The organism is Caulobacter sp., from assembly GCF_049283275.1.
Lineage (GTDB): Bacteria > Pseudomonadota > Alphaproteobacteria > Caulobacterales > Caulobacteraceae > Caulobacter.
The window spans coordinates 1-11008 of the sequence record NZ_JBAPVS010000236.1 but is presented as its reverse complement, the minus strand read 5'-3'; the positions used below and the strand labels follow the sequence as shown (position 1 = coordinate 11008).

The window sequence follows — 11008 nt, the reverse complement described above, 5'->3', positions numbered from 1 at the left end:
GCCAGCGACCTGCCGCCCGGCGCCGACCACGCCAGCCTGGCCCGGCTGGCCAGCCTGATGATGAACGCCCTGTCGGTCCGCGCCCGGGCCGGCGAGACGCGTGAGCAGCTGGAGGCCACGATCACCGCCGCCGTCGACCTGATCTGCGGACCGCCTAGGGTCTAGCGCTTGGGGGACGAGGAATTCGCGCCGTGACGCCGAGTGTCAGCAACGCGATCGGCGCAGCAAGCATCGGAATGACGTCCCAGGTCATGGCGCGCATGCTCCTTCTCACGAAAGGAGACCGACCCATGACCGCTTCCATTCCCACCACCGACGACGCGCGCTGGGAGGCCATGCGCCGCCGCGACCGCGATCTCGACGGCGCCTTCTTCATCGCCGTGCGCACCACCGGGGTCTACTGCCTGGCCAGCTGCGCCGGGCGGCCGCTGCGCAAGAACGTCGCGTTCCACGACACGAAGGAGAGCGCCCGCGCCGCCGGCTTCCGCGCCTGCCTGCGCTGCAAGCCCGACCAGCCGCGCGAGACCCTGCGATGGGCCACGGTCCCCACGAGCCTGGGTCTGGCCCTGGTCGCCCGCTCCGCCGCCGGCCTGCGGCTGGTGACCCTGGGCGACGATCAGGCCGCCCTGGTCCGCGACCTGGAGCGCCGCTTCCGCTCGGCCCGGCTGACGCCCGATCAGGACGGCCTGGCCGCCGACCTGCGGGCGGTGACGGCCGAGATCGAGGGCCGCGGCGCCGCCCTGGAGCTGCCGCTGGACGTCCAGGGCACGCCGCTCCAACGCCAGGTCTGGGCGGCGCTGCGGACCATTCCCGCCGGGACCACCGCCTCCTACGCCGAGGTCGCCCGCGCCATCGGCCGACCCACCGCCGCCCGGGCCGTGGCCCAGGCCTGCGGGGCCAATCCGCTGGCGGTGATCACCCCCTGCCACCGGGTGGTGCGGGCCGACGGCGGACTGTCGGGCTATCGCTGGGGCGTCGAGCGCAAGCGTGCGCTCTTGGCCCGCGAGGCCGCATGAGCCTGGACTGGACCCGCCTCAAAGCCGACCTCGACGCCCAGGGCTGGGCCCTGACCGGGCCGCTGCTCAAGCCCGAGACCTGCCGGCGGATCGCCGGCCTCTACGACCAGGAGGCCGGCTTTCGCAGCCGGGTGGTGATGGCTCGCCACGGCTTCGGTCAAGGCGAGTACAAGTACTTCAGCTATCCCCTGCCCGACCCGGTGCAGCGGCTGCGCCAGGGGCTGTACGGTCCGCTGGCGGACGTCGCCAACCGCTGGGCGCAGGTGCTGGGCGAAGACCGGCGCTTCCCGGAGGACCTGGACGACATGCTGGCCCGCTGCCACGCGGCGGGCCAGACGCGGCCCACGCCGCTGCTGCTGACCTACGGCCCAGGCGACTACAACTGCCTGCACCAGGATCTCTATGGCGAGCACGTGTTCCCGCTGCAGGCCGCCTTCCTGCTGGACGAGCCGGGCCGCGAGTTCGAAGGCGGCGAGTTCGTGCTGGTCGAGCAACGCCCCCGCCAGCAGTCGCGGCCCCAGGTCGTGCCGCTGAAACAGGGCGAGGGCGTGATCTTCGCCGTCCGCGAGCGCCCGGCGACGGGGACACGCGGCGTCCACCGCCGCGTGCTGCGCCATGGGGTCAGCACGGTGCGCTCGGGGCGTCGGCGGGTGCTGGGCGTGATCTTCCACGACGCGACGTGAGGACACAGCGTCGGCAATACAACGTTAAGGCGTATCCCGCAGAATCCCGCGACGGTTCGTTTCGGAGCATCGACTTGGAAATCACCCAGCCGGTCATCGCCCCGCCCGTGGCGGCTCCCGTCGCGAGCCCGACCGCCGACCCGACCGCCGCGAGCGCCCAGACCGAAGCCGCGGCGTCGCCCTACGCCCAGAACAAAGACCGTATCGACCAGTTCAGCTCCATGCTGAACGACACCAGCGGCAAGTTCACCGCCGACGAACAGCTGGACGCCTATAACGGCCTTCACGAGATGATCGTGCGCGGCGAAATGAAGGGCATGAGCCACGAAGGCAGCGTCTCGGTCGGCAAGGCCATGTTCGAGACGCCCATGGGCAAGAAGGTCCAGGAAACCCAGGCCAACTTCATGGCCAAGTTCGAGTCCATTCGGCATCGCGGATCGGCCGAGAGCATCCTGGATCAGGTCCGGGCCTTCGACTCCTTTTCGAGCGCCGACCAGAAGATCATCTTCACGACCTCGCTCAACGCCGCGATGCTGGGGGGCTCAAAGCCCTATACCGACGTCGACAACTACCGCACGGTCAAGGCGGCGGCCTACAAGCTCAGCAAGTACGTCGAGGACAACCGACCGGCCGAGGAAGATCCCGCCGCCGCCCAGAACACCCAGATGCAAAAGGCCCTGAAGCTGCTGCAATCGGGCCAGCAGGACACCGCCTGGGCCGACCAGATTGCTCTGCTGTTCGGCACCCGCCAGGACATCAAGGACCGTGTCGACCTCTCGCCGGAAGCCAGGAAGGTCGTAGGCGACGTTTCGCCGTCCTCCGGCGCGAAGACCGGCTACACCCAGGGCCTGATCGCCAACACCCTGGCTTAGAAGGGTTTCGCCCACGTCCGGAAGGCAACCGGCCCGCGCCGCTCCGCGTGTGATGCGAGATCCAGCGGACGAGGCCCAGGCGACCGCCAGATCATCTAAGGATTGAATTTCAAAGATGCTTACTTTGGGCGAGCTTCGCCAACCCTGGTGACGGGTTTGATCGCCCACCCTGCAGGTCCCCTCGCCTCCGCCGCCCCGCGTCCCTACATGCGCTAGCGTTGACGCGTCCGTCTCCGCCCGGTACCGCCCCTGTCCATGACCGATCTGCCCCCTGGCCTATCCGCCCTCGCCGACCGCTACGACGTCCTGCTGTGCGACGTCTGGGGCGTCATCCACAACGGGGTCGAGAGCTTCCCGCAGGCCTGCCAGGCCCTGGTCGAGTGGCGGGCCCACCACGGGCCGGTGATCCTGATCTCCAACTCCCCGCGCCCGTCGGAGGCCGTGGTCGAGCAGCTGGACCGGCTGGGCGTGCCGCGCGAAGCGTGGAGCGCCTTCGTCACCTCGGGCGACGCCACCCGCACCCTGCTGGCCGCCCGCGCGCCCGGCCCGGCCTGGATCGTCGGCCCCGAGCGCGACTTCACGCTCTATGAGGGCCTGGGCCTGGAGACCGCCGGTCCCGAAAGCGCGGCCTTCGTCGCCGTCACCGGCATGGTCGACGACGAGAACGAGGTCCCCGCCGACTACACCGACCGCCTGGCGATCGCCGCCGAGCGCGGCCTGACCCTGATCTGCGCCAATCCCGACCGGGTGGTGCAGCGCGGTGCGCGGCTGATCTATTGCGGCGGCTCCCTGGCCGACCTCTATGAGACGCTGGGCGGCCAGGTGCTGATGGCCGGCAAGCCCTACAAGCCGATCTACGACCTGGCCCTGGCGGAAGCCGAAGCCCTGAAGGGCGGTCCGGTCGACCGCGCGCGGGTGCTGTGCATCGGCGACGGGGTGATCACCGACGTCAAGGGCGCCCACGACCAGGGCCTGGCCTGCCTGTTCATCGCCAAGGGCATCCACGGCGCGGCCGCCGTCGGTCCCGACGGCAAGCTGGACCCGACCAAGGTCGAGGGCCTGCTTGCCGCCGAACAGGTGGGCGCAACCCACGCCATGGGCGATCTGGTCTGGTAGAGACGGCCCTGATCGGTAAGTTGGTGCAACGCACAAAAACAAAGAGGGGCGCATGCAGGAACTGTTTCTCGAGGATCTGGCCGTTGGCCAGTCGGCCGAACTGGTCCGCACCGTGACCGAGGCCGACCTCGTCGCCTTCGCCGCCGTGACCGGCGACAGCAACCCGGTGCACCTGGACGCCGCCTACGCCGCGACCACCAATTTCGGCGAGCGCATCGCCCACGGCATGCTGTCGGCCGGCTATATCTCCGCGGTGCTGGGAACCACCCTGCCCGGCCCCGGCGCGATCTATCTGTCGCAGTCCCTGGCCTTCAAGCGTCCGGTCAAGATCGGCGACGAGGTCACCGCCCGGGTCACGGTGACGGCGATCGACGACGCCAAGGCGCGCGTGACGTTCGCCACCACCTGCCTGGTGCGCGGCAAGGCCGTGGTCGACGGCGAGGCCGTGGTCATGGCGCCCAGAAGAGCCGCCGCGTAAGGAAGTCCGCATGCGCCTGAAGATGATCCACGGCTGGAAGGACCTGCCCGACACCGAGCGCGGGGCCTGCGTCGCCCTGGGCAATTTCGACGGCGTGCATCGCGGCCACCAGCAGGTGATCGCCCAGGCGGCCGACGCCGCCCGGGAGTCCAAGGCCCCGCTCGGCGTGGTCACCTTCGATCCGCACCCGCGCCGGCTGTTCCGCCCCAGCGAGCCGGCCTTCAAGCTGATGACCCACCCCCAGCAGGCCCGCGCTCTGCAGGCCTTGGGCGTGGACCTGCTGTACCTGCTGCCGTTCGACTTCGAGATGGCCAGCTTCAACGACCGCGAGTTCGTCGAGAAGGTCCTCGTCCACGGCCTGGGCGTGAAGCATGTGGCGGTCGGCTTCGACATCTCGTTCGGCCGCGGCCGCTCCGGCAGCGCCGAGTTGATGAAGGCCTATGGCCAGGAATACGGCTTCTCGGTTTCGGTGGCCGAGCCGGTCGCCAACCGCGAGGGCGAGAAGTTCTCGTCGACCGGCGTGCGCGACGCCCTGCGCGACGGCCACCCCGAGGGCGCCGCCCGCATCCTGGGCCGGCCGTTCGCCATCGAGGGCGTGGTGCGGCGCGGCCAGCAGCTGGGCCGCCAGCTGGGCTTCCCCACGGCCAATGTCGAGGTCGAGGACTATGTGGTGCCCAAGCTGGGCGTCTACGCCACCCGCACCCGCCTGCCCGACGGCCGCGAAGTGCCGGGCGTGGCCAATCTGGGCAACAACCCCACCACCGGCGAGGTCGAGACCCGGCTGGAGACCTGGCTGTTCGATTTCGACGAGGACCTCTACGGCCAGATCATCGAAACCGACTTGATCGCCTTCCTGCGCCCCGAATTGAAGTTCGACAGCATCGAATTGATGGTCGAGCAGATCCTGCGAGACGAACAGGCGGCCCGGGCGATCGTCTGCCCGACGTTCTGACGCGTAGCCCCCCCGATCAGGGGCGCCGCCCCGGCCGAGGATTTTTGATCAAGCGCATGGCGCGGCGATCGTCCCAGGTCTATCGTCGCCCATGGCCACTTCCCTGAACGCCGCCGACCGCCTCCTCATGGACCGCTATTTCGATTGCGTGCTGCTGCGCTATTCGGAAGGCGTCTACAATCTCGACACGGCCCGGGCCGAACTGGCCGAGGCCTTCGTGCAGATGACTCACCAGGAGCCCGGCTTCCGCACCCACATGCAGGCCGTGGTCGACGCCCGAGACGACGCCTAAGAGCCTGGGCCGAACCCCAACCCCGCTCATTGCGGCGAAGACCGACCCCAGACGCACGCGGGCAAGAGCGTGCCTCAGTGTCGAGAAAATACGGATAACGTTGATTTTTCCGCATAGACGCACCCAGCGGCCGCTCCTACACTTTTGGCGTCAGTGCGAGGGAGATTTCACGTGCAGCTTGGGGTTCGAGCAAGGCGTCTGTGGCGAAAGGCCCGGCGCGCGGCGCGTGTCCTCCTGCCCCCAAAGCCGATCCTGACCTCGCTGGAAGCCAAGATCCTCGCCTCCGTATGGGCCGTGGCCGCCCTGACCACCCTCAGCGTCGCCCTGGCCCAGGGCCTGCGCATGTTCCTGCTCTCGGCCCTGGCGGTGCTGTTCGGCACCCTGGCGGCGCTGTGGATGCTGGACGGGTTGGCGCGGCGGTAGGAGCAAACAACTTTGGCTGTCATCCCGGACGAAGCGCTCAGCGCGAAGATTCGGGATGACAACCGTTGGGGCATTGATTGAAGAGAACCCCTCACCTCCTCGTTTGCCCCTCCCCTCCGCCTCTGCTATCCCCCGCCCATGCCTTTCGTTCGGAAGATCTCGCGAATTAACCGCCCGGCGTGACGCCGCCGGACGAGATTCCAGCGCGCGCCGGGACGACGACCCGCACCTGACCATTCCGAACCCCTACGCTGGATAGCTCTCCCATGGCCGACGACGCCACGACGACCGCCCGCGACTATCGCGAAACCGTCTTCCTTCCCGACACCCCGTTCCCGATGCGCGGCGGCCTGCCCAAGAAGGAGCCCGAGATCCTGGAAGGCTGGGCGGCCCTGTCCGACAAGGGCCTGTACGGCGCGGTGCGCGCCAAGCGCCAGGCCGACGGCGCCCCGCTGTTCGTGCTGCACGACGGCCCGCCCTACGCCAACGGCGCCATCCACATCGGCCACGCCCTGAACAAGACGCTGAAGGACTTCGTGGTCCGTTCGCGCTTCGCCCTGGGCTACGACGTCGACTACGTGCCGGGCTGGGACTGCCACGGCCTGCCGATCGAGTGGAAGATCGAGGAAGAGTTCCGCGCCAAGGGCCGTCGCAAGGACGAGGTGCCCGCCGCCGAGTTCCGCAAGCGCTGCCGCGAATACGCCGCCGGCTGGATCGAGGCCCAGAAGGTCGAGTTCCAGCGCCTGGGCGTGCTGGGCGACTGGTGGAACCGCTACGCCACCATGGACTACAGCAGCGAAGCCACCATCGTCGCCGAGTTCCACAAGTTCGCCACCAGCGGCCAGCTCTATCGCGGCTCCAAGCCGGTGATGTGGAGCCCGGTCGAGCGCACCGCGCTTGCCGACGCCGAGATCGAGTACCACGACCACGTCTCACCGACCGTGTGGGTGAAGTTCCCGGTCAAGGCCTATGACGAGGACCGCTACGCCCTGTCGGGCAACGCCGCCGGCGACAACGTCTTCCGCCTGCCGCCCAACGACGCCAGCGTGGTGATCTGGACGACCACCCCGTGGACCATCCCGGCCAACCGGGCGATCAGCTTCGGGCCCAAGGTCGAATACGGCCTCTACGAGGTCGAGGCCCTGGAGGAGAACCTGGAGTTCGCCCCGTGGTCCAAGGTCGGCGACCGCCTGATCGTCGCCGACAAGCTGGCCGAGGACGTGCGCAAGGCGGCCAAGATCGCGTCGTGGCGCCGCGCCGAGCCGGTCGACCCGACGGGCCTGATCTGCGCCCACCCGCTGGCCCAGTTCGAACCTGATCCCCAGGGGGGCTACGGCTTCGACGTGCCGCTGCTGGCCGGCGACCACGTCACTGACGACGCCGGCACCGGCTTTGTCCACACCGCCCCGGGCCACGGCGCCGACGACTACCTGGTGTGGCTCAAGAGCGGCTACGCCCTGGACTCCATCCCCGACACCGTCGATCCGGACGGCGCCTATTTCCCACACGTGCCGCTGTTCGCGGGCCTCAAGGTCATCGAGACCGAGGGCAAGAAGGCCGGCAAGTTCGGTCCGGCGAACGGCGCGGTCATGGACAAGCTGATCGAGGCCGGAAACCTGCTGGCGCGCGGCCGCGTCGAGCACAGCTATCCGCACAGCTGGCGCTCCAAGGCCCCGGTGATCTTCCGCAACACCCCGCAATGGTTCATCCGCATGGACCAGCCCGTCCCGACCCTGGGCGGCAAGACCCTGCGCGAGACGGCCATCCAGGCCATCGCCGAGACCGCCTTCCACCCCGAGGCCGGCCGCAACCGCATCGGGTCGATGGTCGAGACCCGTCCGGACTGGCTGATCAGCCGCCAGCGCGCCTGGGGCACGCCGCTGGCCATGTTCGTCGACAAGGACACCGGCGTTCCGCTGATGGACGAGACGGTCAACCGCCGCATCCTGGACGCCATCCAGGACGGCGGCAGCGACGCCTGGTTCGAGCTGCCCGACAGCCATTTCCTGGGCGACCGCGATCCGGCCCAGTACGAGAAGGTCGTCGACATCCTCGACGTCTGGTTCGACAGCGGCAGCACCCACGCCTTCACGCTGGAGGGCCGCAACGACAGCCGCTCGCCCGCCGACCTTTATCTGGAAGGCAGCGACCAGCACCGCGGCTGGTTCCAATCCTCGCTGCTGGAGAGCTGCGGCACGCGCGGCCGCGCGCCGTACAAGGGCGTCCTGACCCACGGGTTCACCCAGGACGAGAACGGCGAGAAGATGTCCAAGTCCAAGGGCAACACCGTCGAGCCCCAGACCATCACCAAGGAGAGCGGCGCCGAGATCCTGCGGCTGTGGGCGGCGATGGTCGACTATTCCGAGGACCAGCGGATCGGCAAGACGATCCTGGCCACCACCACCGACGCCTATCGCAAGCTGCGCAACACCACCCGCTACCTGCTGGGCGCCCTGGCCGGTTTCGACGAGGCCGAGCGGGTCACGAACTACGCCGACTTCCCGCCGCTGGAGAAGTACATCCTGCACCGCCTTTGGGAGCTGGATGGCCAGGTGAAGGCCGCCTACGAGACCTATCGCTTCAGCGACGTGATCCGGCCGCTGATCGACTTCTGCCAGGGGGATCTGTCGAGCCTGTTCTTCGACATCCGCAAGGACAGCCTCTATTGCGACGCGCCGACCGCCCTGCGCCGCCGCGCCTATCGCACGGTGCTGGACTATGTGTTCGAACGCCTGACGGTGTGGCTGTCGCCCCTGACCAGCTTCACCATGGAAGAGGCCTGGACCACGCGCTTTCCCGAGGCTGGTTCGAACGTGCTGCGAGTGATGCCGGAAACGCCGGCCGCCTGGCGCAACGACGCCGAGGCCGCGCGGTGGGCCAAGGTCGAGACCGTGACCTCGGTGGTCACCTCGGCCCTGGAGATCGAGCGCCGCGACAAGCGGATCGGATCGGCGCTCGAGGCCGCCCCGGTGGTGCACATCGCCCAGCCCGACCTGCTGGCCGCCTTCGAGGGGCTGGACGCGGCCGAGGTGTTCCGCACCAGCGCCGCGACCCTGGTCGCCGGGACGGCCGCGGGCGCCTTCGCCCTGGACGAGGTCAAGGGCGTGGGCGTCGAGGTTCCGCTGGCCCAGGGCAAGAAGTGCGCCCGCTCGTGGCGCATCCTGCCCGAGGTGGGAACCGATCCGCGCTATCCCGAGCTTAGCCTTCGCGACGCGGAAGCTGTGGCGTGGTGGGACAGCCAGCACGGTTAAGATGGTTGCGTCCTTCTCCCCTTGCGGGAGAAGGTGTCGCGCAGCGACGGATGAGGGGTCGCGCGGCGCGGCCGATGAAACCCCTCATCCGACCTGCTTCGCAGGCCACCTTCTCCCGCAATGGGAGAAGGAAGACTAGGGACTGAAATGAAGATCACCCGCCTCGGCTGGGCCGCCTACGCCATCGCGATCGTCACGGTCGTGCTGGACCAGATCAGCAAGGCCTGGATCCTCTCGACCCTGGGGACCACGCCCGGCGCCGGCCAGCCGGTGGTCGGGCCGCTGCACCTGACCCTGGTCCATAATTACGGCATGAGCTTTGGGCTGTTCCGCGGCTCGGAGCTCAGCCGCTGGCTGCTGACGATCTTCTCGGCGGTCGTGGTGGTGGGCCTGGCGATCTGGGCGCTGAAGGCGGTCAAGCCGCTGATGGCGGCGGGAATCGGCCTGATCATCGGCGGGGCGTTCGGCAACAACCTGATCGACCGCATCCGCTTCGGCTATGTCGTCGACTTCATCGACGTCTCGCGGATGCACTTCCCGTGGGTGTTCAACGTCGCCGACTCGGCCATCACCGTGGGGGTCTGCCTGCTGCTGCTGGACAGCTTCCTGTCGGAGGAAAAAAAGCTGGCCAATCCCGACGGACATGGGCTGTAGGGCGGGGGCGAAAACCTCGTCCTTCGACAGGCTCAGGATGAGGTTTTTCTGAGGCTTTGCGCCAGGAAATGGTCCTCATCCTGAGCCTGTCGAAGGACGAGGACCACGCACCGCGCTTGAAGGCCGATCTGCTCGACCCGACAAAACCGCCCTAACGTGGCCACGTTTCCAAGGAAGATTGGCGCCCGGCCTCGGATGTCGTATCGAGGGCGTCCGAAATATCGGCCCGGGGCGGCCGCTGGAGCAGGTTTCATGAGTTTCTATCGGGTCGCGACCCTGGGCGTTCTGGCCTCCGTGGCCGCCATGGGCCTCGCCGGTTGCCAGTCCGCGTCCAAGGCGCTGGGCATGAGCAAGGTCGTTCCTGACGAATTCCGCGTCGTCACCAAGGCGCCGCTGGTGGTGCCGCCCGACTACAGCCTGCGCCCGCCGGCCCCCGGCGAGCCGCGTCCGCAGGAGCTGCAGCCCGAAAGCGCCGCCCGCCAGGCCCTGATCGGCCAGAGCAACGCCGCCGGCCGCTCGGACGGTGAAAAGCTGCTGGTCAGCAAGGCCGGCGTCGAAAAGGCCGACCCGCTGATCCGCTTCGTCGTCGACGACGAGAACGGCGACCTGGCCCACAAGGACGAGAGCTTCGCCAGCAAGGTGATGTTCTGGAAGAAGGGCGACAAGACCGCCGCCCCGACCGCCGCCGAAACCGGCGCCGCCGACGTCGCCCCGGTCGACGCCGCCACCGAAGAGGCCCGCCTCAAGGAACTGACCGGCGCCGGCACGATCGTCATCGCCCGCGAGAAGGACAGCAAGATCAAGCTTCCGGGTCTGTAGGGCCGGGTTTGATCCGTTGAAGTTTTGAAAGGCCCGAGGGGAAACCTTCGGGCCTTTTTCGTGCGGTGAACACTTGCCCCCTACGGGTCGCTTCGCGACCGTCTTCCCCCACAGGGGGAAGAGGCGCGTCCTCCGCCCCCTGTGGGGGCGGACAGACCGCGCAGCGGTCAGGTGGGGGCAAGTGGGTGAGCCACTACTCCCCCGGCGTCGACACCTCGAACCCCCGCGCCCGCATCTGGTCCAGAACCCCGCCCGTCGCCACCAGGCTTCGGATCCCGAACACCGCCACCGCATGCCCCGGCGTCCGCATCGCCGCGCTCAGCGCCTCGACCTCGTCTCGCGTTCCCCTGCGCTCCAGGTCGGCCATGCCCGGCAGGGCCAGCAGGCAGCGCTGGAAGTTGCGAGGGCCGGCGATCGCCCCGCGCACGTCGCCGCGCGCCCAGGCCCGGGCG

General features: G+C 68.8%; 12 protein-coding genes and 1 pseudogene. 12 read left to right on the top strand and 1 reads right to left on the bottom strand.

The genetic code is table 11. The annotated features are described in order from the left end of the window. The first annotated feature begins 290 nt into the window (after positions 1-290). The 12 genes and pseudogenes from WAL33_RS13300 to WAL33_RS13245 all read left to right on the top strand — a co-directional run bounded on the left by WAL33_RS13300 (position 291) and on the right by WAL33_RS13245 (position 10556). The gene (locus WAL33_RS13300) at positions 291-1016 is read left to right on the top strand and encodes a methylated-DNA--[protein]-cysteine S-methyltransferase (protein WP_422182026.1); all 726 of its coding nucleotides are present in this window, start codon (positions 291-293) and stop codon (positions 1014-1016) included. Beyond that, positions 1013-1699, top strand: a complete 687-nt coding sequence (locus WAL33_RS13295; RefSeq protein WP_422182025.1) for a 2OG-Fe(II) oxygenase — start codon at positions 1013-1015, stop codon at positions 1697-1699. Before WAL33_RS13300 ends, WAL33_RS13295 begins: the two co-directional genes overlap by 4 nt. A 74-nt stretch (positions 1700-1773) precedes the next feature. Continuing rightward, positions 1774-2571, top strand: a complete 798-nt coding sequence (locus tag WAL33_RS13290) for a hypothetical protein (RefSeq protein WP_422182024.1) — start codon at positions 1774-1776, stop codon at positions 2569-2571. Between the two features lie 255 nt (positions 2572-2826). After that, positions 2827-3687 (top strand): TIGR01459 family HAD-type hydrolase, encoded by an 861-nt coding sequence (locus WAL33_RS13285; RefSeq protein ID WP_422182023.1) that lies wholly within the window; start codon positions 2827-2829, stop codon positions 3685-3687. 52 nt (positions 3688-3739) lie between these two features. Continuing rightward, positions 3740-4165: a MaoC family dehydratase gene (locus WAL33_RS13280; protein ID WP_422182022.1), complete on the top strand. Its 426-nt coding sequence runs from the start codon at positions 3740-3742 to the stop codon at positions 4163-4165. 10 nt (positions 4166-4175) lie between these two features. Then, a complete protein-coding gene (locus WAL33_RS13275) occupies positions 4176-5117 on the top strand; it encodes a bifunctional riboflavin kinase/FAD synthetase (RefSeq protein ID WP_422182021.1) in 942 nt (313 codons plus the stop codon). A gap of 91 nt (positions 5118-5208) precedes the next feature. Beyond that, positions 5209-5409, top strand: coding sequence for a hypothetical protein (locus tag WAL33_RS13270; RefSeq protein WP_422182020.1), 201 nt, complete (start codon positions 5209-5211; stop codon positions 5407-5409). 171 nt (positions 5410-5580) lie between these two features. Beyond that, positions 5581-5832: a hypothetical protein gene (locus WAL33_RS13265; RefSeq protein ID WP_422182019.1), complete on the top strand. Its 252-nt coding sequence runs from the start codon at positions 5581-5583 to the stop codon at positions 5830-5832. Between the two features lie 266 nt (positions 5833-6098). Further along, positions 6099-9083, top strand: a complete 2985-nt coding sequence (ileS, locus tag WAL33_RS13260) for an isoleucine--tRNA ligase (RefSeq protein WP_422182018.1) — start codon at positions 6099-6101, stop codon at positions 9081-9083. Positions 9084-9104: 21 nt separating this feature from the next. Continuing rightward, a pseudogene (locus WAL33_RS13255) lies at positions 9105-9215 on the top strand (hypothetical protein); the annotation flags it as partial. Positions 9216-9230: 15 nt separating this feature from the next. Next, positions 9231-9737: a signal peptidase II gene (gene lspA / locus WAL33_RS13250; protein WP_422182027.1), complete on the top strand. Its 507-nt coding sequence runs from the start codon at positions 9231-9233 to the stop codon at positions 9735-9737. Between the two features lie 252 nt (positions 9738-9989). Next, positions 9990-10556: a DUF3035 domain-containing protein gene (locus WAL33_RS13245; protein ID WP_422182017.1), complete on the top strand. Its 567-nt coding sequence runs from the start codon at positions 9990-9992 to the stop codon at positions 10554-10556. Between the two features lie 193 nt (positions 10557-10749). Here WAL33_RS13245 and WAL33_RS13240 read toward each other — a convergent pair. After that, a partial coding sequence (locus WAL33_RS13240; RefSeq protein ID WP_422182016.1) for a TraB/GumN family protein occupies positions 10750-11008 on the bottom strand: 259 nt, incomplete at its 5' end.